This window comes from Paenibacillus sp. S33 (assembly GCF_053615415.1).
In genome coordinates this window covers 2,802,064-2,828,650 of sequence record NZ_JBSIEZ010000001.1, presented here as the reverse complement: position 1 = coordinate 2,828,650, position 26,587 = coordinate 2,802,064, and the positions used below count along the sequence as shown (strand labels likewise).

The 26,587-nt window shown below is 43.5% G+C and carries 22 protein-coding genes and 1 pseudogene; 18 read left to right on the top strand and 5 right to left on the bottom strand.

All coding sequences use genetic code 11. The annotated features are described in order from the left end of the window. Nucleotides 1-9 precede the first annotated feature (9 nt). The 6 genes from ACWGXJ_RS12875 to ACWGXJ_RS12850 all read left to right on the top strand — a co-directional run bounded on the left by ACWGXJ_RS12875 (nt 10) and on the right by ACWGXJ_RS12850 (nt 6,498). Nucleotides 10-1,116 (top strand): Gfo/Idh/MocA family protein, encoded by a 1,107-nt coding sequence (locus tag ACWGXJ_RS12875; RefSeq protein ID WP_452566900.1) that lies wholly within the window; start codon nt 10-12, stop codon nt 1,114-1,116. Between the two features lie 298 nt (nt 1,117-1,414). Further along, nucleotides 1,415-2,452: an aldo/keto reductase gene (locus ACWGXJ_RS12870; protein WP_452566899.1), complete on the top strand. Its 1,038-nt coding sequence runs from the start codon at nt 1,415-1,417 to the stop codon at nt 2,450-2,452. 100 nt (nt 2,453-2,552) lie between these two features. Further along, nucleotides 2,553-3,125: a TetR/AcrR family transcriptional regulator gene (locus tag ACWGXJ_RS12865; RefSeq protein ID WP_061828333.1), complete on the top strand. Its 573-nt coding sequence runs from the start codon at nt 2,553-2,555 to the stop codon at nt 3,123-3,125. A 308-nt stretch (nt 3,126-3,433) separates the two neighbouring features. Beyond that, nucleotides 3,434-4,186 carry an SDR family NAD(P)-dependent oxidoreductase gene (locus ACWGXJ_RS12860; RefSeq protein WP_322160991.1) on the top strand — a complete coding sequence of 251 codons (753 nt, stop codon included), beginning with the start codon at nt 3,434-3,436 and terminating at the stop codon, nt 4,184-4,186. Between the two features lie 47 nt (nt 4,187-4,233). After that, nucleotides 4,234-5,319: an alkene reductase gene (locus ACWGXJ_RS12855; RefSeq protein ID WP_341161347.1), complete on the top strand. Its 1,086-nt coding sequence runs from the start codon at nt 4,234-4,236 to the stop codon at nt 5,317-5,319. 180 nt (nt 5,320-5,499) lie between these two features. After that, nucleotides 5,500-6,498, top strand: coding sequence for an NADP-dependent oxidoreductase (locus tag ACWGXJ_RS12850; protein ID WP_250261282.1), 999 nt, complete (start codon nt 5,500-5,502; stop codon nt 6,496-6,498). A gap of 251 nt (nt 6,499-6,749) precedes the next feature. Here ACWGXJ_RS12850 and ACWGXJ_RS12845 read toward each other — a convergent pair whose 3' ends face one another. After that, nucleotides 6,750-8,357 (bottom strand): mannitol dehydrogenase family protein, encoded by a 1,608-nt coding sequence (locus ACWGXJ_RS12845; protein WP_452566898.1) that lies wholly within the window; start codon nt 8,355-8,357, stop codon nt 6,750-6,752. Beyond that, a complete protein-coding gene (uxuA, locus tag ACWGXJ_RS12840; protein WP_452566897.1) occupies nt 8,358-9,434 on the bottom strand; it encodes a mannonate dehydratase in 1,077 nt (358 codons plus the stop codon). Nucleotides 9,435-9,596: 162 nt separating this feature from the next. Between uxuA and ACWGXJ_RS12835 the strand changes: the two genes are divergently transcribed. The 3 genes and pseudogenes from ACWGXJ_RS12835 (at nt 9,597) to ppsA (ending at nt 14,309) form a co-directional block, all read left to right on the top strand. Continuing rightward, nucleotides 9,597-10,250 carry a GntR family transcriptional regulator gene (locus tag ACWGXJ_RS12835; RefSeq protein WP_165176826.1) on the top strand — a complete coding sequence of 218 codons (654 nt, stop codon included), beginning with the start codon at nt 9,597-9,599 and terminating at the stop codon, nt 10,248-10,250. A gap of 610 nt (nt 10,251-10,860) precedes the next feature. Further along, nucleotides 10,861-11,232, top strand: coding sequence for a hypothetical protein (locus ACWGXJ_RS12830; protein WP_165176824.1), 372 nt, complete (start codon nt 10,861-10,863; stop codon nt 11,230-11,232). 465 nt (nt 11,233-11,697) lie between these two features. Further along, nucleotides 11,698-14,309, top strand: a pseudogene (ppsA, locus tag ACWGXJ_RS12825) (phosphoenolpyruvate synthase). Between the two features lie 326 nt (nt 14,310-14,635). On the opposite strand, the gene ACWGXJ_RS12820 reads toward ppsA, so the two are convergent. Next, nucleotides 14,636-16,801, bottom strand: coding sequence for an amidase (locus ACWGXJ_RS12820; protein ID WP_452566896.1), 2,166 nt, complete (start codon nt 16,799-16,801; stop codon nt 14,636-14,638). Nucleotides 16,802-17,239: 438 nt separating this feature from the next. On the opposite strand from ACWGXJ_RS12820, the gene ACWGXJ_RS12815 reads away from it, so the two are divergent. Further along, on the top strand, nt 17,240-17,608 hold the full coding sequence (locus ACWGXJ_RS12815) for a monooxygenase family protein (protein WP_452567899.1): 369 nt from the start codon (nt 17,240-17,242) through the stop codon (nt 17,606-17,608). 517 nt (nt 17,609-18,125) lie between these two features. On the opposite strand, the gene ACWGXJ_RS12810 is transcribed toward ACWGXJ_RS12815, so the two are convergent. After that, nucleotides 18,126-19,124, bottom strand: a complete 999-nt coding sequence (locus ACWGXJ_RS12810; protein WP_250261287.1) for a methyltransferase domain-containing protein — start codon at nt 19,122-19,124, stop codon at nt 18,126-18,128. Between the two features lie 666 nt (nt 19,125-19,790). On the opposite strand from ACWGXJ_RS12810, the gene ACWGXJ_RS12805 reads away from it, so the two are divergent. The 7 genes from ACWGXJ_RS12805 to ACWGXJ_RS12775 all read left to right on the top strand — a co-directional run bounded on the left by ACWGXJ_RS12805 (nt 19,791) and on the right by ACWGXJ_RS12775 (nt 25,404). Next, nucleotides 19,791-20,255 (top strand): IS110 family transposase, encoded by a 465-nt coding sequence (locus tag ACWGXJ_RS12805; RefSeq protein ID WP_250261289.1) that lies wholly within the window; start codon nt 19,791-19,793, stop codon nt 20,253-20,255. A 135-nt stretch (nt 20,256-20,390) separates the two neighbouring features. Continuing rightward, nucleotides 20,391-21,691, top strand: a protein-coding gene (locus ACWGXJ_RS12800) for an IS3 family transposase (protein ID WP_452566895.1) whose coding sequence is annotated in 2 segments (ribosomal slippage) — nt 20,391-20,661 and nt 20,661-21,691 — 1,302 coding nt in all. Because the reading frame shifts where the segments join, the coding sequence is not laid out codon by codon here. A 1,013-nt stretch (nt 21,692-22,704) separates the two neighbouring features. Then, nucleotides 22,705-23,169, top strand: a complete 465-nt coding sequence (locus ACWGXJ_RS12795) for a hypothetical protein (protein WP_452566894.1) — start codon at nt 22,705-22,707, stop codon at nt 23,167-23,169. After that, nucleotides 23,166-23,390 carry a hypothetical protein gene (locus ACWGXJ_RS12790; protein ID WP_452566893.1) on the top strand — a complete coding sequence of 75 codons (225 nt, stop codon included), beginning with the start codon at nt 23,166-23,168 and terminating at the stop codon, nt 23,388-23,390. Before ACWGXJ_RS12795 ends, ACWGXJ_RS12790 begins: the two co-directional genes overlap by 4 nt. A gap of 134 nt (nt 23,391-23,524) precedes the next feature. Beyond that, on the top strand, nt 23,525-23,869 hold the full coding sequence (locus tag ACWGXJ_RS12785; protein ID WP_452566892.1) for a GH32 C-terminal domain-containing protein: 345 nt from the start codon (nt 23,525-23,527) through the stop codon (nt 23,867-23,869). Between the two features lie 243 nt (nt 23,870-24,112). After that, nucleotides 24,113-25,135 (top strand): hypothetical protein, encoded by a 1,023-nt coding sequence (locus tag ACWGXJ_RS12780; protein ID WP_452566891.1) that lies wholly within the window; start codon nt 24,113-24,115, stop codon nt 25,133-25,135. Nucleotides 25,136-25,137: 2 nt separating this feature from the next. Continuing rightward, entirely contained in the window at nt 25,138-25,404 is a 267-nt protein-coding gene (locus tag ACWGXJ_RS12775; protein ID WP_250261291.1) for an acyl carrier protein, read from the top strand. On the opposite strand, the gene ACWGXJ_RS12770 is transcribed toward ACWGXJ_RS12775, so the two are convergent. Further along, nucleotides 25,379-26,224, bottom strand: coding sequence for a PIG-L deacetylase family protein (locus ACWGXJ_RS12770; protein WP_452566890.1), 846 nt, complete (start codon nt 26,222-26,224; stop codon nt 25,379-25,381). The genes ACWGXJ_RS12775 and ACWGXJ_RS12770 overlap by 26 nt on opposite strands. 113 nt (nt 26,225-26,337) lie before the next feature. Between ACWGXJ_RS12770 and ACWGXJ_RS12765 the strand changes: the two genes are divergently transcribed. Then, complete coding sequence (locus ACWGXJ_RS12765) at nt 26,338-26,586, top strand: acyl carrier protein (protein ID WP_061828348.1); 249 nt, start codon at nt 26,338-26,340, stop codon at nt 26,584-26,586. Nucleotide 26,587 lies beyond the last annotated feature (1 nt).

The window sequence follows — 26,587 nt, the reverse complement described above, 5'->3', positions numbered from 1 at the left end:
AGTCTAGGCATGAACAAAATGAAAGTAGGCATTATCGGGTGTGGTAAAATTAGCGGAATTTACATGGAAAATTGCCATCGTTTCGACATTCTGGAGCTGTACGCTGTAGCGGATCTGGACCAAGGTCGGGCAGAGGAGCAGGCGGTAGCGTTCAACGTCCCGCATGTATATTCGGTAGATGAGATTTTGGCTGATCCGGAGATCGAACTCATCATTAATTTGACCATTCCGGGCGTTCACGCCGACGTATGTCTCAGAGCTCTTGAGGCAGGCAAGCATGTCTATGTGGAGAAGCCACTTGCCGTCACCCGTGAGCAGGGGCAGGCTGTCTTGGATCTTGCTCATCAAAAGGGACTGCTTGTCGGCTGCGCACCAGAGACCTTCTTCGGTTCCGGTATACAGACATCATTGAAGCTGATTGAAGACGGAGTCATTGGGAGTCCGGTAGCCGCTACGGCTTTTATGATGATCCGTGGACATGAACATTGGCATCCTGATCCTGAATTTTATTATGCAGTCGGCGGCGGTCCAATGTTTGATATGGGCCCTTATTATTTGACGGCTCTGGTGCAATTGCTGGGTCCGATTGCTTCCATTTCGGGCATGACAAGCAAGGCGATGGATCAGCGAACGATTACGAGCGAGAAAAAGAGAGGCCAGACCATCCCGGTCGATATACCGACCCATGTGGCCGGATTGCTGCGTTTCAAGCAGGGGGCTGTCGGTACGCTCATTACCAGCTTTGACATCTTTGGTGGAAGCACTCTGCCACCGATCGAGGTATACGGCACTCAGGGGACGCTACAGGTGCCTGACCCGAACACGTTCGGAGGACCAGTTCGCTACAGGCTGCTAGGCGAGCAAGAATGGACAGAGGTACCGCTGCTGCCGGGCTACCAGGAGAATACACGGGGCATCGGTGTTGCCGATATGGCCTACGCTATCCGCAGCGGACGGCCTCACCGCGCCAGTGGTGAATTGGCTTATCATGTGCTGGAGGCGATGTGGGCGTTCCACGATTCCTCCGATCAGCAGACCGTCTATCCAATGCAGAGCACATGTCCGCGCCCGGCGGCTTTACCGGAAAACCTGCCCTTGTATACGTTAGATGCGTAAACTAATGTAATTTTACATCCCGCTTTGAATGTTCATTTCTATTGAAAAGAAGACTTCAGCTCCGTTTTGACCGCGGCTTTGGAGTCTTCTTAGTTCATTTTCAGGAAGGATCTTAATTTCGGGCATAAAATCATTCTTTACCGATCATTCTAAATATGTTATATTGTTGGCGTAGGAGGAATACACGGATAAGAAGCCAAGAGTTATGAGGAGTGGTGTGAGATCTTGCCGTGGACTCTTCTACGAATATTAGAACGACCATTCTAATTATAGCAGATGGAGAAGGGATGGATTGAACATGGAATATCGTGTATTAGGAAATACAGGCCTTAAAATAAGCAGTTTTGTATTAGGTACAGGTACTTTTGGTTTTTGGGGCAACAATACGGAGAAAGAAGCTGCAGTCATGTTAGATGAGGCTTTGGCTGGAGGCATTAATCTGATCGATACAGCGGATGTCTATTCAAGTGGTCAATCCGAAGAAATTCTGGGTCACATCCTAAAAGGACGCAGACAGGATGTTATTCTGGCCACGAAAGGCGGAATGCCCATGGGCACTGGGCTTAATCAATCCGGTAACTCGAAATATTGGATTAAGCGTGCAGTAGAGGGAAGCTTGAGAAGGTTGCAAACGGACTATATCGATTTGTATCAACTACATCAGCCAGATCTCCATACTGACATTGAAGAGAGTCTTGACGCACTTACGGACCTGGTTCGTGAAGGGAAGATTCGCTATATTGGTACATCCAATTTTCAGGCATGGCAAGTGACCGAAGCACAATGGACTAGCGAACGCAAAAATACCGCACGCTTTGTATCCGAGCAAGCCCCGTATTCCATATTGAATCGAAGCATCGAATTCGATTTGCTTGCTGCAACCGCTAAATACGGAATGGGCGTAATGGTTTGGAGCCCACTTTCGGGTGGTCTACTAACGGGAAAATACCGCTCGGGAGAAGCTGTTGCCCCAGATTCAAGAGCAGCAAGTTCTCTAGGGAAACTTTCAACTGTTGTAGATCCGAATCGAGAAGAAAATCGCATCAAGTTCGAAGCCGTTGCTAAGCTCCAAACCCTTGCAAATGAAGCAGGATTAACTTTGCCACATCTTGCCATGGCATTTACACAAGCTCATTCGTCAGTTACTTCTGCTATAGTGGGGGCAAGAACAATTGAGCAACTTCGTGAAACGTTAAAAGGCAGCGACATCCGATTAAGCACTGATATCCTGGATGCGATAGATGCTATCGTTCCGCCAGGAGTAACCCTGGATGCCCTGGAAAAAGGATGGACGCCTGATTGGTTACAAGCAGACAAACGAAGAATCCTGGGTTAAATATATAGATAGACCTCATACCTGTAATGTATTCACTTTTTTTAAATCTAGTTTGCCGATCCTTCACTACATTGTATAATGATTATTCGAGGTGATGACGATGGCAAGATCAAAAGAATTTGAAGTTAATGAAGTATTAGATAAAGCAATACACCTGTTTTGGGCACAAGGATATGAGAAAACTTCAATGCAAGATTTGGTTGAGTTTATGGGCATTCACCGAAGAAGTATCTATGATACCTTTGGGGATAAGCATGCCTTATTTATGAAGGCTCTCGAACGATATGAAACGAAGCAGACCAGCAAAATGAGGTTTCTGATTGAAAAACAAAAACCGATCAAAGAATTAATTCGGGAGTTGTTTGAGGCGACAGTAAGAAATGAAGGAGAACCTCTAGGGTGTTTTCTCGTGAATTCAGGCGTGGAACTCGGCGTGTTGGATCCTGAAGTTGCATCCTTAGTTGATGAGAGTTATTCGCGAACTGAGGAACTCTTGACTAACCTTGTTCTGAAGGGTCAACAATCGGGTGAGTTCAAGGCTGACTTGGATCCTGTAGTTATTTCTCATTATTTAATGAATGCGTGGTTAGGGCTACGTACGTTGGTTAAGACAACAACGGATCAGCAAAAATTAAAGAATATTATTGATGTGACACTGACCGCTTTAGATTAAAAGTGGAATTACAGCATGACAGGCAAAAGGAGTCACCTAAATGGAGGACTGTTTGTTTCCGTGATACAAGTTTTTTCTTGTCCCTTTAATGAAAGAAAGAACTTGTATCTTATGCCTCATACAAGTCAAGGAATACCGCTCCAAAATTAAAATTTTGGTCATAAAAAAATTATTTACTGTTCGTTCTAAAATTGATATGCTAATAGCAAGTTAAATCTAACTTTTTTCACCCTAATAAGAATGATCGTTCTAAAATCATCTTTAAAACTCATTTACACTAATCTGCATGTTATGAAGGAGAGAATATTATGAAGTATACAGTTATTACAGGAGCAAGTTCAGGGATTGGATATGAAACGGCATTGGCGTTTGCTGCACGTGGCAAAAACTTAATCTTGGTAGCTAGAAGATTGGATAAATTAGAAGAACTCAAATCAGCAATTCTGGATATGGATCCTACTATAAATGTTATTGTTCGTACAAGTGACCTGTCTGTTACAGACCAGGCCTACACACTATATAACAATTTAAAGGAATACCAAATTGAGACCTGGATTAACAATGCGGGGCTCGGTGAAGCTTCTTTTGTAGCAGAACAGAATTTAGATAAAGTTGAAACTATGCTACGTGTTAACATTGAAACCTTGACGATCCTTTCTACACTATATGTACGAGATTATGCTGATGTAGAAGGAACTCAGTTAATTAACGTCTCATCCGCACTCGGATATGCCATTGCTGTTGGGAGTGTTGCTTATTCTGCATCTAAATATTACGTTAGTGCCTTCACAGAAGGCCTTGCAAAAGAACTAGAAATGAAAGGTGCAAAACTAAAAGCAAAGGTTTTAGCACCATCTATAACGGAAACGGAATTCGTGAAGAAATCATTAGATACTGAAGAATTTGATTACAAAGCAAACATGCCTAAGTACCACACTGCCAAACAAATGGCGGGCTTCATGGTGGATCTTTATGATAACAACGAAGTGGTAGGTATTGTAGACCAGAACTATGATTTCAACCTGAGAGGCCCAATCTATCCAATCATTTCAGAATTTTAAATTGAATTCATATATCCTTGAATACATTAAAAGAGGAGAGTATCCGAATGAAAAAGTTGTGGAGTAAAACAAACATTGGAACAATGGAATTACCTCATCGTTTAGCCATGGCACCAATGACACGTAGTAGATCGCAAGAAGATGGTACACCGGGAGAGCTAACTTCCCTTTATTATGCTCAGCGTGCATCAATGGGACTCATTATTACGGAGGGTACACAACCTTCTGATGATGGCCAAGGGTACTTATGGACACCTGGGATTTATACGGATAAACATATTGAGGGATGGAAAAAGGTGACCGATGCAGTGCACGAAGCAGGTGGATATATGTATATCCAGTTAATGCATGCTGGTCGCATGTCGCACCCTGATAATACACCACATCATCGCCAACCTGTTGCGCCATCTGCAATCGCGCCCGGTGTAGAAATGTTTACTGCTAAAGGTATGCAGGACATCCCCGTTCCTCGTGAGTTAAGTAAAAAGGACATACAAACTACCATTGCGGATTTCCGCAAAGCAGCAGCAGCGGCTATCAAAGCAGGCGCGGATGGCGTTGAAATTCATGGAGCCAATGGTTATCTGATTAATCAATTTATCGGAGAAAACTCGAATATACGGACAGACGAATATGGGGGATCTATAGAAAATCGTGCTCGCTTCGCGATTGAAGTAACGAAAGCCATCGTCGAAGAAATTGGAGCTGATAGAACAGGCTTCCGTATTTCGCCAGGGACACCTCTTGGTGGGATTCAGGATGGTGAACAAGGCCCTGAACTTTATCGCTACCTTGTAACGGAATTAGCTCAATTGGATTTAGCTTACCTTCATGTTATGCATCTTGGAAATGAAAAGCTGCTCCAAGACATTCGCTCAATCTGGACGAATCCATTGTTAGTCAATCGTGCTGGACGGGCTCTGGAAGATCTTAGCTTGGATATAGAAAGTGGCCTTGCTGATTTGGTGCCTGTTGGTGTATGGTCATTAGCCAATCCAGATTTAGTGGAACGACTTCAAAAAGGTGCGCAACTAAATGAAGCAGATCCGTCAACATTCTTTGGTTTGGGGAGTAAAGGTTACACGGATTATCCTACGATGGAAGAATTAGAATCGCAAGAGGGTCTACAATAACATAAAGGCCGAAACATGGGCGTACAACTGAAAATTGTACGCCACGTTTTTAGTCTAAGATGTTTGATGTTTTCAAAAAAACGCATTTAGTAAATAATGGTATAGCGAGCGGGTCAACCTAAAAACTCGATTGCGTTCATGGTTATGCTATCTCCAAATTAGCAAAGGAAGAGGATGAATATGAGAGCAGCACAAGTACAGAGATATTCAAAAATAATCCATGTGGAATTAAATGATGTAAACATACCACAGATCAATAGCCGTGAGGTACTTGTCAAAGTAAAAGCTGCAGGTGTAAATCCACTGGACATTCTTAATCTGAATGGCAGTGTTCGGATGATTGCCGACTATAAGTTGCCATTAACTTTAGGGAATGAACTATCTGGGGTTATTGAAGCTGTTGGTGATGATGTTTTGAATTTTAAGGTTGGTGACCCTGTTTATACGAGGTTGCCGCTTAATAAAATCGGTGCTTTTGCTGAGTATGCGGCCGTAAATGAAGATGCTTTATCCATCATGCCTGAAAATCTATCTTTTATTGAAGCTGCTGCTGTACCCCTTACTGCCTTGACTGCTTATCAAGCATTGCACGATGTACTCCATGTCCAGCCGAATAAAAAGCTATTCATTCCTGGAGGAACCGGAGGATTTGGCGCTATGGCAATCCCCATTGCCAAATCACTGGGATTATTTGTTATTACAAGTGGAAGTGAAAGAGGCAGATCACGTATACTGTCGATCGGGGCTGATCAATTCATAAATTATAAGGCAGAGAATTATGCTAACATACTGTCCGATATCGATTATGTGATCGACACCTTGGGTACCAAAGAGATCAAAGCTGAACTGGGTATTTTAAAACCACAAGGGAAATTGGTATCATTGAAAGCCGGACCTAATTATCGCTTTGCGGTTGACAATCATTTTCCGATGTGGAAAAAAGCATTGTTTGGTCTAGTGGGTGCTCGCTTAGATTCTTTAGCACGTAAGAATCAAAATGAATATCGCTTTTTATTTGTGCAAGCCAATGGAAGTCAATTACAAGAAATCACTAAACTTGTTGAAAAAGAAAATATCAAGCCCTCTATAGATTCAACTTATACGTTTGATGACATTAACAAAGCGTTGATTAAAGTGTCAACGGGCCACTCCCAAGGTAAAGTGATTGTGACCTTCTAAGTAATATTACATTTTTCATGATACTAGAATGTTCATTCTACTATTTGTTTCTAAAACGTGCATTCTAGCGAGTTGAAAAACGTATTCGCGGGTGGAGCAACCCGGGATTTGATATTACTTTGCGAACCCAAAAAAGGAGAGAAGAACAGATGATTAGTCATGTGGGATTTGATTATTTAGAGAATTGGTTCTCATTAATGCAATCCCCCTGACTAAAGTTTCTGGCAGTGGGGATTGCATTAATGTAAGTTCTAATTCACATACTTTTCTATCGTGCTTCGGACTGCTCCGGGACCTGCCAGCATTTCATAAAACATAGCTTCAATCTTGTCGCCCAGACCAATTTCATATAATCGGACACCGAACAGTTTGTCATCCTCGAGGAGGCAGCGAACCTCGGAGGTCTGATCGCCCAGCTTCGTATTCTGCAAATATCCCTGCAACGTATCCAGTAACGGGTCCGGACTGAGTGTGAAGGGTTCTCCTTGATCATCCACTCCCAGCAAATAGCGACACCAGATCGCAATGGTCAAGGGGATAGCAGTCAAGTTCGTAGGATCAAGCCCTGCTGTGCTAGCATAAGACTTTATGGTTTCCCCAAAACGGATGCTCATCTTTTGAGACGTATCTGTTGCAATCCGCTGTGGCGTATCCGGAATATAGGGATTGGCGAAGCGTTCCTGCAATACCTCGTCAATAAATGGTTTCGGTTCGATAATTCCGGGATCAATTACAACAGGTAAGCCTTCCTTGTAGCCGATGGTTTCCACCAGACGACGTAATGTCTGATCCTTCATTTCATCTGCGATGAGCTCGTACCCAAGCAGACACCCAGCGAGGGCCAGCGCTGTATGCAGCGGATTGAGACAAGTAGTGACTTTCATCTTCTCCACTTTGTCCACCGTATCCCGATTCGTGAAGATGATGCCAGCTTCCTCCAGTGCAGGTCTCCCGTTCGTAAACTTGTCTTCAATGACCAAATACTCGCTAACCTCAGCATTGACAAAGGGAGCCGTATACGTATGCCTAGAGGTAACGATCATCTCCATGTCAGCTAACCCCAGCTTCCGAAGAACAGACTGTACTTGCAAGGAAGGGCGGGGGGTGATTTTGTCAATCATGGTCAAGGGGAAGGTTATTTTCTCCTCATTCTGCAGATAGTCTGCAAATCCTTCCTCTACCAGGCCTCTGCGAGCCCACTCCTTGGCGATGGCAATCATACTATCCTTTAACAGATCGCCGTTATGGGAGCAATTATCCATGCTCACAAAGGTCATTGGATGCCGCCCCCTCAGATAACGCCGATAGGCAAGCGAAGTAGCCATGCTCATCACATGCATCGGCTGTTCAGGACCATTCGTCAAATCCCTCTGCACAACAGCCAGATACTTGCCGTCGGGCCCGGTCAGGGCGTATCCTTTTTCCGTGACAGTAAAGCTGGCCATCTGCAGGGACGGATTCTCAAATATTTCAATCAGACGGAGGTAGTCGTCTGGACGATTTTGCTCTGCTGCGAGTTCCTCAACAATGCTTGCGACCACACTCTTGTGAAATCTTCCGTCTGCACTCATCAACACCAGTAAGGTTAGATTGTCGTAAGGCTTATAGGCTTTGTCGATCATTTCAAAATCAAAGGCTTCGGCCGCAATAATACCTGTATCCGCTTTCAATTTATTCAGCAGTTGTTGCTGCGCATTGGCTATCAACCCACGAAAAATATTGCCTGCGCCGAAATGCACCCATTGCGGTCTAACTCGGGTGTTATTGGCTACAAGCTCCAGATCATATTTCGGCAGCTCAATGCCTGCTGCTCGCCAGGCCGCTTTGTCTGAAAGGCCTTTCCGGTCAAGTTGGAGCATTTATTTCACTCCTTTGCCTTGAGAGAGACTATCCCAGACACCAAGCAAGTACATAACCCCCAGTGCACGGTCATACAAACCATAGCCAGGTCGACAATTCTTTTCTTCCCCCCATAGATGTCTACCGTGATCCGGGCGTACATATCCCTGATAGCCGTTCTCGTGATAAGCTCTAACTACTTCCGGTACATCGACGCTTCCGTCCTTCCCGCGGTGTGACACTTCAATAAAGTCGCCATTCTCAAACACCTTGACATTACGAATATGCGCAAAATGAATACGATCATGAAACTCTCGAATCATGGTTGGCAAATCATTCTCAGGATTGCTCCCCAGTGAACCTGTGCAGAAGGTCAGACCATTATATGGGCTGTTCACTGCATCTAGGATGCGCTGGATGGTCTCACGACTACGGACAATTCTCGGCAATCCGAAGATGGGCCATGCCGGATCATCAGGATGAATGGCCATCTTGATGTCAACCTCCTCGCAGACCGGGATGATGCGCTCAAGAAAATACTTCAGGTTGTCAAACAACTTGTCTTCTGTGACATCCGCATAAGCAGCAAAAAGTTCATCCAGTCTCGCCATCCGTTCCGGTTCCCAGCCAGGCATGGTGAACTTCCCAGCTCCCTTGAGAATCCGATCCACCATTTGGCGGGGATCATCGGTAATGGCAGCCTTTTCATAAAAGAGGGCGTTGGACCCGTCAGGCAGTTCCTTGTACAGCTCTGTTCTGGTCCAGTCAAAGACAGGCATAAAGTTATAGCAAATCACCTTAACTCCCACTTTGGCTAATTTTCGAATGGTGTCGATATAAATGTCAATATATTGATCGCGGGATGGTAGGCCGATTTTGATATCATCGTGGACATTTACACTTTCTACGACCGCCGTACTAAAGCCCTTGCTCGTAATCTGATCAGCTACCTCCTGAATTCGCTCCATTTCCCATACTTCACCGGCTACCTTATCATGTAAAGACCAGACAATGCCCATAACTCCCGGAATTTGCCGGATATGATCCAGTGTAATATTGTCGTTGCCTTCCCCATACCATCTCCAGGTCATATTCATAACGATACCTCCCTGATTGTATTTCATCTGTCTTGTATACAAGATTTAGTTGATCATAAATTATAGGGTTTGTTCTTGTCAATGATAATCTCAGAGGAGTCCGTCACCTCAAAATGCTTTATAATAAGTCTACTAGATTTATAAAGTGAAGGTAGGAATGATATGTTTACAAAAGAAGAAATCATGCAACTGTTGAAAAAAGATATTTTGTCACTAACCTTAAAGCCGGGTACTCTTCTCAGCGAGACGACTTTGTCAGAACGCTTTCAGCTGTCCAGAACTCCGCTACGCGATGTATTGAAGTGGCTTGCGCTTGAGTCCTACATTGATATTTATCCCAAGAAGGGGAACATTGTGTCCTATATTGATCTGGAGTCCGTTGAACAAATTATTTACTTAAGAAGCGCATTGGAAAAGGAGATTATGAAGGAGCTTTCTTCGCAAATTGCATTAAGCGATGTACAGAAGCTGAGCGATATTCTGGACAGACAGAGAGCTGTGATTGAAGAAGATCATGCTACGGATCAATTTCTCAGTTTGGATGATCAGTTCCACCAAACCATGTTCCAATTGGTGGGGCGGGGGTTTCTTTGGCAGCTCATTCAGCAGTCGAATGTCCACTATATCAGATATCGCAAGCTGCATATGCTGGAAACAGGGAAGCTGATAGGCATCTGGCATGAGCACCAAGCTATGCTTGAATACATGCTGAATAAGGAAACAACTAAAATGGATGATCTGGTTCATCATCATCTCAGAGAGGATATCCATTCGCTCGATTTTCTTCGGAAGTTCGCTGATTATATCAAGAAATAAGGCAGCTAGCTCAAATTAACATCTATGAATATTAAAGAAGTGAGGAATTCATGGGGCTGTTCCACAAATTGGATATGTCGGTGAAAGAGCGGGTAAGAAATGCGAGACTGCAGCAAAATTTATGGGCGGAAACGTGCTGGCTGTGTCATTCCGTTTTTGCTCGTGAGTATTGTTATATACCCTCAGGCGGGGTCAAACTGGAGGATCATCATAGGATTTTCGTCCTTGTATACATGATAGGTGAAATCCTCCTTGAATACACTCTATGTATCATGAGCTATCCCGATCTTTTGACAGACTCGCAATTTAAATTCATAAAAAATCAATTGTACATGGAGATGTATAATGTTCCGGTTGTTTACCCAAATTCAATTTAATTTATTTGAGCGATGGAGCATTATAAATAGTTTGGGGAGTAAAAGTTCTTAAGGCTTGATTCGTATAGAATGAAAGAGTAGTCGGGTATATTGTTTTACGCAACCGCTCACCGGGGAACTTCCTAAACTGCTGCATCAAAAGAGAAATTATTTACAATTTAAAAAATACTGAAATATTCCCATGATGTAAGTGAAAAATGCCAGACCGATTCTAGATTATAAGGGGGAACGATATGTGCAGATATGCAATGTACGGCCCATATAAAGATATATTTGCATGCTTTACCTGCAGGAAGGTATATAAGCAGACATCAAGGTTTGAAATGCCGAAGGATGAATATGAACGGATTGTCCATGTCTGTCCGCAATGCCAGGCATCCATGCATGACATGGGTCATGATTTTCAAGCCCCCAAGCAAACGGATATCAAGCAGTGGAAAAAGGTAGAGCTACTATATCAACAAGGATACGCTTACCACTCCTGCGGCTGCGGCGGCCCCGGGTACAGACCCTCTCGGCTGTCGAAGGTACCTGAATTTCTGGAGAACCAGCGAACGTTCGAGAATAAGGGGGAGGCGCTGCTGTACCGGCTTTTGCAAAGCTAGTTGACTCGGGCTAATTATTAACATGTGAGATGAAGTGTATTATAGAAACTTATATGTTTTCCCATTTTCCAAGTGCAAAGAAGAGCAGCCCGGAAAAAATATAAGAGGTTCACTATACGTGCTTCGTTCGCTGAACTAACGGGTAGGTTAGCTCAATAAGAACCTGACGCCACTTCAGGATTTCTTTAGGCTGCATAGAACCGATATGGAACTATGCAGTAACTGAGTTCAGCTCGAGCCACGGTTTTTGATTTGACTAATGATAGTGGAAAATCAAAAAAAGAACCTGGATAGTTTTATCAGGTTCTTTTATATTGCATATAAAACAGACACGATGATATAATTAGATTGTGATTTATTAATTTAAGTGTTCATAAATATCACATCTTACACTTTAACTTTACCATGCCGCTAAACTCTTGTCAAATGTTTTTTTCTCAATTTAATAGTTAGGAGAGATATTGAATGAGTTCTTTGGTTATCGGTTTTCAGGAAATGGAAAAAACGCAGTTTTTGCTCGTTGGCGGAAAAGGGTTGAATTTAGGGGAACTATCAAAAATTGAAGGAATACATGTACCAGAAGGATTTTGTGTTACAACAGTGGGGTATCAAAAAGCCATCGAACAAAAAGAAACGTATTATGCATTGTTGGATCGACTAACAAGGCTAAAAGCAGAAGATCGTGCTCAAATTGGTGAAATCAGCAGGCAGATTCGACAAATCATTATGGAAGTAGAAGTTCCTGCCGATGTTGTGGAAGCAGTTACTCACTATCTCTCCCGGTTTGGAGAAGAACATGCTTACGCAGTGCGTTCCAGTGCGACTGCTGAAGATTTGCCACATGCCTCTTTTGCTGGTCAACAAGACACCTATTTAAATATCATCGGCAAAGAAGCAATCTTGCAGCATATCAGCAAATGTTGGGCTTCCCTATTTACGGATCGCGCGGTTATCTATCGTATGCAAAATGGATTTGACCACAGTCAAGTCTATTTATCCGTTATTGTTCAAAGGATGGTTTTCCCGCAGGCTTCAGGAATTTTATTTACCGCTGATCCGATTACATCCAACCGGAAGCTGCTATCGATCGATGCTAGTTTTGGACTTGGAGAAGCATTGGTCTCTGGCTTGGTCTCTGCCGATTGTTATAAAGTACAGGAAGAGGCAATCGTCGATAAGATGATAGGAACCAAAAAATTGGCTATCTATGGACGAAAAGAAGGCGGAACAGAGACAAAGCAGATCGAGCCTGATCAGCAAAAGACTCAAACCCTTACTGAACAACAAATTTTGCAACTGGCACGTATCGGAAGACATATCGAGGCTCATTTTGGTTGCCCACAAGATATCGAATGGTGTTTGGCCAATGATACTTTTTATATAGTCCAGAGTCGTCCAATCACGACTTTATACCCGATCCCTGAAGCAAATGATCAGGAAAATCACGTTTATGTATCTGTCGGTCATCAACAAATGATGACTGACCCGATAAAACCATTGGGATTGTCTTTTTACCTGTTAATAACTCCTGCACCCATGCGTATAGCCGGTGGAAGGTTGTTTGTTGATGTTACACATATGCTGGCTTCACCTGTCAGCAGAGAAACTTTCTTAAATACCCTGGGACAATCTGATCCGCTCATAAAAGACGCATTTATGACCCTAATAGAGCGAGATTTTATAAAATCGTTACCAGATGATAGAACAGAACGGAGTCCCGGTAATAGCAGTAAAGGTAGGTCGTCTGCAGGTTTTCAAGCACAAATCGAAAACGATCCGACAATCGTTTCTGATTTGATTAAGAACAGTCAAACATCGATAGAAAAATTAAAACAAAACATCCAAACGAAATCAGGAGCAGATTTATTTGATTTTATTCTGGAAGATCTCCAAGAATTAAAGAAGATCTTATTTGACCCACAAAGTTCAAAGGTTTTTATGACTGCTATGAATGCTTCGTCATGGATCAATGAAAAAATGTACGAGTGGTTAGGTGAAAAAAACGCAGCAGATACGCTTTCTCAATCTGTACCAAACAACATTACTTCGGAAATGGGTCTGGCGCTATTGGATGTCGCAGATACGATTCGTCCTTATCCAGAGGTAATTGATTATTTACAACATGTAAAAGATGATAATTTTTTGGATGAACTGGTTAAGTTGGATGGTGGACAGGAAACTCAAGACGCTATCTATGCTTATCTCAACAAATACGGAATGCGATGTGCCGGTGAAATCGATATTTCGAGAACTCGTTGGAGTGAAAAACCAATTATACTTGTCCCCATGATTCTCAGTAATATCAAAAACTTTGAGCCTAATGCTGGCTATTGGAAATTTGAGCAGGGGCGACAGGAGGCTTTGAAAAAAGAACAAGAGTTATTAGATCGATTGAAGCAATTACCGGATGGGAACAAAAAGCCAAAGAAACAAAACGAATGATCGACCTGATCAGGAATTTCATCGGTTATCGTGAATATCCCAAATACGGCATGGTTAATCGCTACTTCGTTTATAAGCAGGCTTTACTAAAAGAAGCCGAACAACTCGTACAAGCTGGTGTTATTCACGAGAAAGAAGATATATACGATCTCACTTTTGAAGAACTTCACGAAGTCGTACGCACAAATAAACTGGATTATCAGATCATCCGTAAACGAAAAGACGACTATAAATTATATGAAAAACTAACTCCCCCGCGTGTAATCACGTCTGATGGTGAAATCATTGCGGGTGAGTACAATCGAGAAAATCTCCCAGCCGAAGCGCTTGTAGGTCTGCCTGTTTCTACCGGAGTTATAGAGGGACGAGCACGTGTCATCTTAAACATGGAAGATGCTGATCTGGAAGATGGAGATATATTAGTCACCGCCTTTACTGACCCCAGCTGGACACCATTGTTTGTATCCATAAAAGGCCTAGTCACCGAAGTTGGTGGACTGATGACTCATGGAGCCGTTATCGCACGTGAATATGGCTTACCCGCAGTTGTCGGAGTGGAGAATGCTACCAAACTGATAAAAGATGGGCAACGAATTCGTGTGCATGGAACAGAAGGGTATATCGAAATATTGTAATGGCTGAATGCGCTAAGTAATAGCCTCTGTCATAATGGACAGTATTAAATGCATCCTGTCATGGATAAAAGGGCGGTTACCCTGTTCGTCCTTTTATCCATGACACAAAATGATGATTTATACATAGCTGACCCGATAATCTAAATCTCTTTTCCTTTACGGCAATAGGTACAAGTCCTTTTCCTCGACAGTATCAGGTGTTAAATACCCAAGTGTGCCCTCAGAGTCGAACCCGCATATTCGCTTCTGAACAAGCCTTTTTCAACCAACTAATGATAATCTTACGGTCAGGGAACCCACAATTATAGTCAGTTCTATGATGTCCTTTATCGTTGGGGTAAAGTGACAGACTTGACTTGAGCAGAGGTATTTCCGTAAATATCCTTGGCCAGCACGAGAATATGCAGCGTATCAGCTTGGGAGGCACCATCCTGTTTGTATTTAGTAGTTGGAAGCGTTGCTGACCAATTGGCTTTATCTTCTGTAATAACGACACGAATGCCATTGACATAAACTTTAAGCTGCGCGATATCACTTTGATCTGTGACTGAACCTTCCAAAGCGAGAACATCATCCGTGATCGAAGCATTCAACTTAAGTACAGGGGTTCCTGTTTCCTTGCGTTTAAAGGGTGGGAGAGTGGTTTGCGGGTTATAGGAAAAGGTTTCATCCTCAAGCGCTGGCGTACGTGCTGCAATAGGACGGTTTTTGGTCGCCTGCTCATAGGAATAAGCGTAACGAAGCAGGTCATTATCGCTGTATGCGGCACCTGCCATCGTCAGATTAACGGGCATACCGGTATCCTTCATAGCGCCCATACTCACAGACACACTTGGGATCCCGTACTCGCGTAGAATGAAATTCGTATTGGAGAAATAGTTGCCATTCTCCCAAGCCTCCTCGTAGGACGTTTCATTCACATCGGAGTCAGCTTTGCCGATATTCGAATTTGCCGGGAATGCAATAAAATCAAGGTTGTTTTGCTTCATCCAATCTTCAAAATCAATCTTTCGTACATTTTCAAGCCCCCTCAGACCTTCCTGAAACTGAGGAATTTGTTCGTAAGGGGTGACGCCTTTCTTTATGGTTTCAATGAATACGTCATAGTGGCCAAGGTCTCTGCCACGTTTGGCATCTACCGAACCGGGCGGATTCGGGAAGACGGTTGCAGGGTCGATATTTGCCCATGACGGGAAATTTGGATCGCCCACACTTTTAAGGAATTCCTCAGCTGCATAAGGATTAAGCAACCCGAATTCCTTTTCAGCCCACTTTGCCGGCATCAAACCACGCTCTTCAGGTGTTTTCGCTGTTGGCCGGTCCTTCTCGCTATTCGCCTGCAAGGGGAAGTCAACTTCCACAACCTCAGCTCCAAGAGCAGTTAAATCCTTAACAGCTTTTTCCCATAATGCCTGTATCGAAGGTCTGAATTTGATCGGAGTTGTGGTTTCATGGTCCTTACCGATATAAATTTTCGGAACGCCAATGCGTTTGCCTTTCAAAGCTTGAATGTCTCGCAGCTCTAAATAGGATTTGGGACGGACACTGTTGACAGAAGGGAGCCGAACGGCTTTCTGCTCTCGCCAGAAATCGCCCTTGGTGATCTTATCTTCTACAACGATCACGTCAAGCAAGCGGAGCATGTCCTCGACAGTCCTCGTATGTGGGACAACGACATCACGTATAGGGAAGAGCGGCCAATTCCCCCGAATGGAGATTAGGCCCCGCGATGGGGTGTAGGCAATTAAACCATTGTTAGATGCTGGTGATCTTCCAGAGGATACCGTTTCTTCCCCCATACCGAAGGCAGCGAGGTTGGCGGCTGTTGATACGCCAGATCCGTTAGAGGAGCCAGAGTACCAGGCTGCAGCCAAATAATCTGGGTTGTACGGACTTTCAGCACGGCCATAAACGCCTCTTTGCATTCCCCCTGCTGCCATTGGCGGCATATTGGTTTTACCAATGAGCACCCCACCGGATTTGCGTATCTTTTCTACTGTAAAGGCATCGTCCTTTGCCATCAGGTTTTTGAAAGCCGGAGATCCAGAAGCGACAGTGAGTTCCTTAACCTTGTAGCTGTCTTTAACCGTGTAGGGGATGCCTTGCAGAGGACCAGTCTTAATACCTTGTGCCCTTAGTTGATCAGCTTGAGCAGCTTCTTTTAGTACGTCGGGGTTCAGAATAGGGATAGAATTCAGTCGAATGCCACTAGAATCATAGGCATATACCCGGTTAAGGTACAGAGCAGTGAGCTCGACACTTGACAGTGCCCCTGACTTCATCGCTTCCTGCATTTGAGCAATCGTAGCCTCTTGCAATTGAAATGTAACTAGGGAAGAGGCGGGGTCACTAGTTTTACTAGGGGATGAGGGTGAGGGAGCGGCGGATGCAAGCGGGCATCCCGTGAAAGTTAAAATCATACCAACTGTGATCCATTTGCAATAGTTACCGATTACATTCCTTGTATTCGCTTTTAGCGTTCGTGCGCACATAGCATTTCACTCCTTAAATTAGGTAGGATCAGGAATTTAAAAAGAGGGGGATGAGAAAGGCCCTATTACTGTATAAATGTTTCTAATTATATTACTTATTTTCATATGAAATGTCAATTTTTGTAATGAAAAACACAAGGAAATTCGCTACTTTTAATGTGAAATCTAGTAATCCATGATTCAGATTGTTGCATCATCGCTGAATACAAAAATCAATCTCATCCGAAAAAGAATTTTATATTTCGTTTAATCCCAGAGGAAGAGATCTTGAAAATTACAGACATTGGATTTCATGTGGACCAACGTACAGGCTTTCGATCCTGCGGGTCACCTCAACAAAGAAGACCTGACGAAGAACGAAGTCTATCACATTGCCAGCAACATCAAGTTTATTGAACAGAGAACCATGTTGGGTGAAAAGGAGAAGTGAAGTGAGGAATTCAGAAGGGAAGATATAAGGCCGAGATCGATGGGGAGTCTATCGTATTTATTATTGGCATGCGAGTAAATCGTCTGTGGGCGATAAATAAGTGGTTACCTGTTTCCAAAGCAATGGGGCCGATTAGAGAACTATACATGAACAAAGATCTGGGGTTTCTCGGGATTGGCTGGCGAGGTGAACCAGTACAACAGCAGCACGTTGATGTCCGCCCACCATCATCTGAAGTAGGAGCAGTTCATGCATATGTTATCAAGGACAAAAAGGAAGTCTATCAAGCGCTGAAGAGGTTTTGGCCAAAAGCACACCGTGCAATAAAAGACATGCGCCCTATCTGCGGAGAAGTAGGCCCCGTAAATATTGTCTAGACAAAACAGCGGTTCTCCGATATTGGAGAACCGCTGTTTAAAAATTGTAGCCGGCTGCGGATCGACCGTCGAATTATACAAAAATGAGGGCTATGATATTAATACAATGCTAAGTATCAACATAAATAAAGGAATTCCACTGTCGGATAACGCTACCGAATTTGCCATGTCAGCTGCCGTTGGGATTAGCGACAATTGTAATTTCATTTTGCAAGATAGCTCTTCTTAAGTCAGTTTCTTATCCGGTCTATAAATAAAACAGGGCGAACGAGTCTGGAACTGTAATCTTGAAAATAAATCGAGTCTTCCTTGTGTTGTCGCTTGCCAGCTCTTTAACCGCCTCCTTCTGCACCTTATGCTCCATCGTTTCTAACGCGTCACTTTCCACAAGCAGACATGGAATCGAGCCAGCGGTCATGAGGTAGCTTTCGCCGCATGACGTACAGTCGAATGAGAACTCCCTCTTCACAAGCGTTTGCTTGCACTGCGGACACGCCCAGTTAACGTCTGTTAATGGTCAAGCATTGCTCACCGCTGCTCCTCCTTCAACCATGGCTAGGCTCTCCTTCGGTGCCGGAGGCATCTTCACCAAATGGACAATTTTGAATACTCTTCTACCTGCGACCATATCGGTATGATTTTGCGTGCCGGGTGCCTCCAGCCATTCCCATACTCGATCTTCCCCTTCTAAGGAGCCTTCAAGCGCATGCAGGCGGGTATCCAGAGCATCGTCTCCCGATTGTAATACATTGCCTGTAATATCCCGGATCAACGAGGTGTGAAAGCCTAGTCTTTGCCACTGCTCTTCATAGCGCGGCACGTCGGAAGCGCTCATAATATCCGCATACAAAAATGTCCCACCTGGCTTTAATACACGGTAGGTCTCCGTAAAGAACAGCTCAATATGAGGGTACAAATGCGAGGACTCGATGTTCAGCACAATGTCGCAGCTTTCCGTTTTAACAGGCAGCTGCTCCGCGTCGCCAATACAATAGTAAGCCTGCTCATATCGGTTATTCCTTTGGCAAAATTGAATATTGGACGGTGTCAGATCAATGCCGACCACGCTGCCGGTCCCATAGTTTTTGCATAGCTCGCTCACGTTGCCTCCCCGTCCACAACCGATTTCCAGGATATCCTTGCCTGAAACATCCAGGCCGCCAATAATTTCGCGAAGCAGCTGGATACTGCTGTGGTTAATACCTTGACGGCCGCCCGGTAGTTCGTTATCGGATGCATAACCCCAGTTAATAAAGGTGGAAAATCTGGACAGTCTTTTCTCCTCAAGCGACCGGTTAATAGAGTCAAACATGCCGATGATCGCTTCCTTTTGCGCCGCGCCTTCGGCAAGCTTCTCCGCTACAGGACGGTCAATTAACATACTTGCGAGGCCCTCTTCCCAGGCGTATTCGAGGCCGCAGGTCTCGCAGATCAAACAGTTGTCCGCCTCATAAAGATCACTCTTGCATTCAGTGCATACCAGGGTAATACCGGACAAAGGCCAAGTCGTTTTCATATCTACATCTCCTCATCGTTTTAGCCGCTTGCGCTGCTATAATTATTTATCGCCTTTCTCCAAATCAAACGGACATTTACCAGAAGAAGGATGGGGACGAGCACCCCCCATAGCATAAGCCCTTCATCCAGCCTATTCATAAAGAAAAGTGGACCAAAATTCGTAATAATTTTCTGCATTCATAATCTTTACTCCCCATTTGTTGCTTTTTCTGATGCGCGATATTTTATCCTTACTTACCTGGCGCTAGGATGAACACTTTACCACGATCAATCCCCCCCTTTAAAATTTAGAATTAATTTCAAGAATATGAATTAAATATACAACTTTTATGCATATGTTTCCAGTTATTTTACAATAGTGATGAATAATCTCTGCCAACGTGTCGAGGGACAAGAACATTGCACCGTTTAAAGTCACTATTATATCGGCTTTTCGTATTATTAGGACAGCCAGAAAGAAATTTTCTGGTTTGCCTATTTTAATGGGTGTTTTACGATGGTGGTAGCCCGGAGAACGAGGGCGGCTTAGGGACAAAGAACCTGTACAAAATCCATCCAACGACCATGTTTGAGCTGGTTGAGGGCTATGACCTCGTATCACAAGCTAAGCTATGGGTTTGGAAACCAGGTGGGAATGCCGGTAAATCGAATTAGGGAGGTTTTTATGCAACCCGTTGTTGGAATTGATGTGGCGAAAGGATGTAGTGTTATTCAGGCCTTCAAAAAGCGTAACGAACCATATGGAAGGATGGAGACCCTCCAGCATGGTGAAGAAGGTTTCGAGCGGCTAGGGGAAGTGCCTAGCAAACTGAAAGAGGCAAGTGGTGTGGAGCCTGTCGTTGTCTTCGAGGCAACCGAACATTACCATCGAGGTTTGGCAGGATATCTGAAACGTAGCGGATGGATTCACTACATCATCAATCCTTTGCAAGCGAAACGATCCAAAGGCACACAACTTCGAAAAGTGAAAACCGATGCAGCAGATGCTTGGCATATTGCCGAGATGTATTACCGTGGGGATGTTAAAGCGCATCGCGAGTGGGAAGAGTCCTACAGTGAGCTTCAGCACTTGACCAGGCAGCATGAGTTTGTGACCGCTATGTACGTGCAGGCGAAGCTAAACAGCTAGAATTATTGAAAAATAAAAAAAGTCCACTCCTAAGTCATGAACTGTGACCCGTAAGATGGACACTTTGAAAAAAGTACCCTCTTACGGGTCCTTTGCGTTTTAATCAGATTATAAAAGTTTGTGGGGATGTAGATTATGAAGAAAATCGGACGGGTTTTTACGGAGAAAGAGATCAAGGTACTGGAGTCGAATCCATCCATTTGGGTATCAGAGAATATCACGTATTCCCCTGCCTTTAAGATTGCGGCTGTACAGGCCAATCAAGCGGGGCATACACCCATGGAAATCTTCGTACAGACAGGATTTTACTTGGAACTGATCGGACAGGAGGCGCCAAAAAGATGTCTGGAGCGTTGGTGGAAAACATATGCTTCTTCAGGTGAAGCTGGGCTGCTGGAAGAGCGTAGGGGAAGGGAAGCTCAAAAAGACCGGTTAGTCGTGAGCTATCGGCTGAGGAAAAGCTCCGTCTTGCCGAGGCTCGTATCAAGCTTTTGGAAGCCGAGAATGAACTCTTAAAAAAAGCTAGAAGCGCTCGAAAGGCACAAAGACACAATGAATTACTAGCGTCTTCCGAGCGCTTTCAGCTCATCAATCAGGTTGTTCGTAAACATGGACTGAAACGCGTGATTTGCTATCTTTGTAAGCTTGCTGAGGTAAGTACAAGCGGGTATTATCGCTGGTGTGCGGCGGAAGAACACCGCCAGCTTCGAGAGGCTGCCGATGAACGAGACTTTTTACTTCTGAAGGCGCACTTTGATGCACTTAGAGGGATGGCTGGCGCGCTGGTCATCAAAATGAGGTTAGAACGGCTTCATGGAATCGTTATGAATCATAAGAAAATTCGCCGTTTGATGCGGAAATTCAGACTCGTTGCTGTGATTCGTCAAGCGAATCCCTACCGTAAAATGGCTAAAGCGACGCAAGAGCACCGCACCTGCCCAAACCTCCTGAAGCGTCGGTTTGACCGGGGAGAGCCTGAAATGGTATTGCTCACCGACATTACTTATATGCATTATGGAAATGGCCAACGGGCTTATTTGTCCTGTGTAAAGGATGGTGCAACAAAAGAAATTTTAGCTCACTACCTGTCCTCTTCATTTGAATTGTCTCTTGTTCAACGAACACTGAAGCGGCTGTTTAATCGTTTGGAAGTACATCCGGAGGCTATCTTTCACTCTGATCAGGGATTCCATTACACACATCCTGAAGTTCGTTCCATTATCGCTAAAGCTGGGTTTAAACAATCGATGTCACGAAAAGGAAACTGTTGGAATAATGCTTCGATGGAGACGTTCTTCGGGCATATGAAGGATGAATTAGAGTTCAAGGATTGCTTATCCCTACAAGAGCTGCGAGTTCGTGTCAACGAATACATCACCTATTACAATACCGAACGGTTCCAATGGACATTAAAAAAGATGACTCCTGATGATTGATGAATAGGGACCCTTTTCAAAAGGATCCACAAATGGGGTCACAGTTCATCACCAATAAAGATATGTTAATTCTATATATAGTAAATATAACTTGACTAAATACATATGGATGGATTTGATAGATAAAAAAATCATGAGTTTTAACAATGAAAAAAATGACCTCTAAATCATTGCGGAGGGTTGGGACTGGCTATAAAAGCATTACAAAGCACAAACGCATAAAGCCAAAAGGCACCTGAAACCGTAATTTGGTTTTTGGTGCCTTTTGTATTAAGACTGTAGTGAGCCACCTCTTCGACGATATCACCTTACCGTAGACGCGATGAACTCCAAAATCAGCGAAGTGTCCACCATGATGGATCATATTGTTTAGTAGACCTCGCACGTGGTGGTAAGCGATCTAGAGATACAACCTGTGTTCTCCAGGAGAATGTCAAAGAGATAATAAAGCTTTAGAAAGCTAAAAGGAACTGCTTTTCCTATTTATTCATTTCAAAAACGAAAAATTATTCAGAGAATTAGTCAAAAAATCCAAATGTCTAAATTTTATTTGATAAATTGGATAGTTTATTGAAAATCATAACATCATTTGGGTATTCAATGGTTTACATTTTATTTACTGAATAATTAAATGCGATAAGGAGAACTCAAATAAAAACGGCCGTTTTCAGATGAAACACTATCAAAATGTGCATATGTAAACTAAAAAGTTTATTTTAATTTAAAAAATAATTCGAATGTAAAAAAAAAGTTTGACATTTGTACACATGTGGTTTATTTTGTTAAATATGGGCATGTTGTTTTGAGTGCTCTTGTAGTTTTTCTTGGTTGCTTCTATAGAAAGATGGACGTAATATGTCCCGAACGAGTTGAATCAATTCTAATATGGATCTTATTTAAACCCAAAGGAGCGTGAGCAACATTAACAAAATGCACTTATCAGATGATATTAGCAGCAGAAAAGGATCAGGAAATCTGTATTACAGGGAGACATATAGCCCGGCAAACCACAGGTGGAGGGCATCGCTTACAGCAGGGATAAAGGTCGAACTTGGATAAAATATGAAGGTAACCCTGTTTTGTTCCCAACGAAAACGCTAGACTTTCGTGATCCGAAGGTGTTTTGGTATGAAGAATCGTCAATGTGGGTTATGGTTCTTGCCGTAAGAGACCGCGTCGACTTTTACACGTCTTCGAATCTGAAGGAATGGTCTTTTGCAAGCGATTTCGTTTCCGATATTCCGGGTATCCATCAAGGGATATTTGAATGTCCTGAGGTATTTAAAATCCAAGTGGATGAGGATCCCAATATCACTAAGTGGGTTCTGTTGCTAAGTGTCGGGGATAGAAATGGTGTGAATCCAAACGATTCAGAACCACCAGCAGGCGGTTCTGGCATGATGTATTCTATAGGCAACTTTGACGGTAAGATATTTACAAGGGATGAAACGTTGGAATCATTCGATACGATCAAATGATAGATTACGGGTCTGACTTTTACGCGGCCGTGACATGGGATGGTATTCCGAAAGAAGACGGACGAAAAATCTGGGTCGGCTGGATGAACAACTGGCGTTATGCCTCTACCCTTCCTTCAAAGGAATGGCGTGGCCACATGTCAATCTCCCGAGAGATTCAGCTTAAGACATATCCGGAAGGAATTCGCTTAATCCAAGTACCTATAAGAGAGTTAAGTTAACTCAGAAGACCGATTATGTCTCTGCAAGACTTAACGATTAAGCCAGGTAGCAACGTCTTATCTGATATTTCTACTGCAAAGGCCGAATTATTGCGGAATTTGAAATCGGTACTGCCGTGGAATTCGGGTTCAAGATGCGTTCCTCTTCTACTCAGGAGACAACCATCGGATATGATGTCTTGAATGAGGAGCTGTTTGTCGATGGGACGAAGTCAAACGCAATTGATTTCCATCCTGATTTTGCTGCAAAGCACCAAGCCCCCATGAAGCCAGAGCATGAACGGATAACCTTGAGCATTTACGTTGATTGGTCTAGTGTCGAGGTCTTCGGCAATAAAGGAAAAATAATCGTTTCAGACATGATTTTCCCGGACTTGGAAAGTAGAGGACTAGAACTCTATACCCTTGGGGGAGAACTAAAGGTCGTGTCGCTTCAAATCAATGATCTGGTAAGCATCTGGGAAAATGAGACGGTTTAGACTTTAGCAATGGCTTGATTCGACGAAATGGTTACAGTCCGGTTTTGGGCACCCGGATCTGAACTTGGTGCCCCAAACTAATTAACGAAGCAATCACTCCTTAAAACGAATAAGGACTACAGCGTTGCGGTGGTCCAGGAAGTTTGACTCTATCTGTGCTGTCAGTCTGTAGTTCTTAGCTAATTGACACTAAATCAAATTCTCTCCCAAGGGGGTGTCTAATTGCGATCCAAGATATTACCGATGCAGTATCCGGCAATCACCTCGTGGCAGTGGCAGGCAAATACGTTTGCCGTCCTAGCCAATTACCCGCAAGCAAAGCCGTGGATAATGACACATTTCATTCCTCTCCAGCTCACCTTAAATGAGGGAAGTTCCTATGTGGACTTCTACCGTACTCCTACCTTTGAATTTTGTCCTTGGCTGCTTCGCCAACATTTAAGTCGTCAGTTGGTCCGAAATTTCAACAAGGATATATGTACTTTTCTGATGGATTGTATAGACATGAATAATTATATTTATTTGCTTCTTGATCAAGCGCAGTTTTTGGATATTGAATCTTTCTTCTCACATGACTCATTTATTTTTGGTTATGACGAGGAGAGGGATATATTTCATATCGCCGATTTTACATTCATGGGGGGGAAATACTCATTTAACGAAATCACATTTGAGCAAATGAGACGTGCCTACGAGGGAATCGATGATGATGGAGATTGGTTGTATGCGTGGAAGGGTGGTCTCTCTCTGTTACAATTCAACGAGCGAGCAGCTTATGACTTTAATCTAAACTATGTTATTGAGCACCTTAAGGACTATTTAAATGGAGAAAATCCCGCCGACAAATACAGAGAGTTGGGTTATATAACAAATCCATGTGTATGGGGAATTCGTGTTTATGACGAGCTGATTTTGGATATAACCCGCATACGCAGTGGACAAATTGAGGAAGATAATCGCCCGTTTCAAATGATCTATGATCACAAGATCTTGATGTTGGAACGAATTGACTTCATGAATCAAACTGGTGTTCTAGGGGAAAGTAATCAGCTCAAGGTTCGCTATCAGACGATTGCCGACGATGCTCTATTAGCGCGAAATTTGATTATCAAATATTCACTGACGAAAAACGAAGATAACCTCAAAAAAGTGGAAGTGTTAATTAGGCGTATTCAAGCCTGTGAGCGCGAGGCTATCGAACTTATGATCTACAACTTGAGCCTTGTGTCAAACATAACTCCAATGGGCGTAGAGGAGGAGGTCTAACGTTGAGAAAACAACCCTGTTTGGAACGCATCCAAAACCTTATTCATCAAAAAATTCCGGACTACGATAAACAACGTATAAACGCTAACACGTTACTTAAAGAGATATGGATCCAAATGAATTCTATGCAGATGATTACATTCGTCGTGGAGCTCGAAACCGAATTCGGTCTAGAGCTCCCGGACGAACTGGTAGGTAACATGGCAGGCAGTCATCTAACCGTTGGCGACTTGGCTGATCTTATTAAAAGTTACCAGGATCACTTATAGCAAGCGGTACTTGATCATGCACACTCACCACATGCAGTCTGAAGCAATATGAGTTTGGATCAGGCTGATGCTCTGGCGGACGGCACGAATGCGCATGTTGAATCACTTGTCTAAGCATCTCCCATCGGGAGTGCCATAATAGACGGATCTGGGAGCGGTATTCCAGGATGGCCGCAGTCTTCTGTTTCAAACTGCACTTGGGAAGTGAAATGTAGACTGGATGTAGATTCCGAGCTAGGTCAATTTCCCATTTTATATCTTGACCATAGTTTAAATACGGTAGATCTTCGTAGTAAATCAAACGGGCAGAGACTTCCAGATCACTAATACTTCGTACAGCCTGTTCGGCCGCAACCCGCACGATACCGTGATCCACATGTCTTCCGATTGCAAGCGGAATATAAATATGATCGTAGTCTGTAAGACAGAGTCGTGTCAAAAGCACTTTTGTTGCCTCAGAAATCACGTCCAGCTCGGTCTCGTAGTCACTACGGAACAGATCGTCCAGCTTTTCATATGAGGGGGCACCGCTGCGATCTTTACGATAGATACATTCCGGCATGTCCAGATGAATCGTGTCCACATCGAGAAAAGCACATGCACTAATGTCCTCTTCTCGCCGTACCTTCATCACGTCGGAGCTTAGCCCGAACTTTTTGTGCAGGATGCGAGCAAGTAGGGATAGATCTGTGCCAGTACCAGTGAAAACAGTTGCTATGGTCACATGATAGCCAGCACGAACAAGCGAATCGATATAATCGCCGCAAGAAATAATAGCATCGTCCAGATGGGCGGAGACAAACAGACAGTGGTTATTCAAGGGTTCAAGCCCTCCCTTTAACAGTGATAAGAAATATATTACTATTATACCCTTTATTTATTTTTTTTGGAATTAAATAAAAATCTAAAATACAACTTGAAAGGATGTCGTTTATGTTTGAAACATTAAAAAATATCATTGCAACTGTGCTCGAGGATGACTCGCTTCGTGAAACTCTCACAATGGAGAGCGACCTGATTAACGACGTCGAGTTAGATTCCCTACAGATGATAACGTTTATTCTCGGAGTTGAAGATGCTTTTGGGGTGGAGATCGTTTACGAGGACCTGGACTTGGCTTGTCTGCGCTCAATCGGTGCCTTCATGGCATTCCTAAAAGGCATGAATCAAGAGGTCGGGTAGT

Coding starts and splice junctions, on each gene's coding strand:
- ACWGXJ_RS12875 (WP_452566900.1), top strand. CDS start 10: ATGAACAAAATGAAAGTAGGCATTATCGGGTGTGGTAAAATTAGCGGA.
- ACWGXJ_RS12870 (WP_452566899.1), top strand. CDS start 1,415: ATGGAATATCGTGTATTAGGAAATACAGGCCTTAAAATAAGCAGTTTT.
- ACWGXJ_RS12865 (WP_061828333.1), top strand. CDS start 2,553: ATGGCAAGATCAAAAGAATTTGAAGTTAATGAAGTATTAGATAAAGCA.
- ACWGXJ_RS12860 (WP_322160991.1), top strand. CDS start 3,434: ATGAAGTATACAGTTATTACAGGAGCAAGTTCAGGGATTGGATATGAA.
- ACWGXJ_RS12855 (WP_341161347.1), top strand. CDS start 4,234: ATGAAAAAGTTGTGGAGTAAAACAAACATTGGAACAATGGAATTACCT.
- ACWGXJ_RS12850 (WP_250261282.1), top strand. CDS start 5,500: ATGAGAGCAGCACAAGTACAGAGATATTCAAAAATAATCCATGTGGAA.
- ACWGXJ_RS12845 (WP_452566898.1), bottom strand. CDS start 8,357: ATGCTCCAACTTGACCGGAAAGGCCTTTCAGACAAAGCGGCCTGGCGA.
- uxuA (WP_452566897.1), bottom strand. CDS start 9,434: ATGAATATGACCTGGAGATGGTATGGGGAAGGCAACGACAATATTACA.
- ACWGXJ_RS12835 (WP_165176826.1), top strand. CDS start 9,597: ATGTTTACAAAAGAAGAAATCATGCAACTGTTGAAAAAAGATATTTTG.
- ACWGXJ_RS12830 (WP_165176824.1), top strand. CDS start 10,861: ATGTGCAGATATGCAATGTACGGCCCATATAAAGATATATTTGCATGC.
- ACWGXJ_RS12820 (WP_452566896.1), bottom strand. CDS start 16,801: ATGTGCGCACGAACGCTAAAAGCGAATACAAGGAATGTAATCGGTAAC.
- ACWGXJ_RS12810 (WP_250261287.1), bottom strand. CDS start 19,124: ATGAAAACGACTTGGCCTTTGTCCGGTATTACCCTGGTATGCACTGAA.
- ACWGXJ_RS12805 (WP_250261289.1), top strand. CDS start 19,791: ATGCAACCCGTTGTTGGAATTGATGTGGCGAAAGGATGTAGTGTTATT.
- ACWGXJ_RS12790 (WP_452566893.1), top strand. CDS start 23,166: ATGATAGATTACGGGTCTGACTTTTACGCGGCCGTGACATGGGATGGT.
- ACWGXJ_RS12785 (WP_452566892.1), top strand. CDS start 23,525: ATGCGTTCCTCTTCTACTCAGGAGACAACCATCGGATATGATGTCTTG.
- ACWGXJ_RS12780 (WP_452566891.1), top strand. CDS start 24,113: ATGCAGTATCCGGCAATCACCTCGTGGCAGTGGCAGGCAAATACGTTT.
- ACWGXJ_RS12765 (WP_061828348.1), top strand. CDS start 26,338: ATGTTTGAAACATTAAAAAATATCATTGCAACTGTGCTCGAGGATGAC.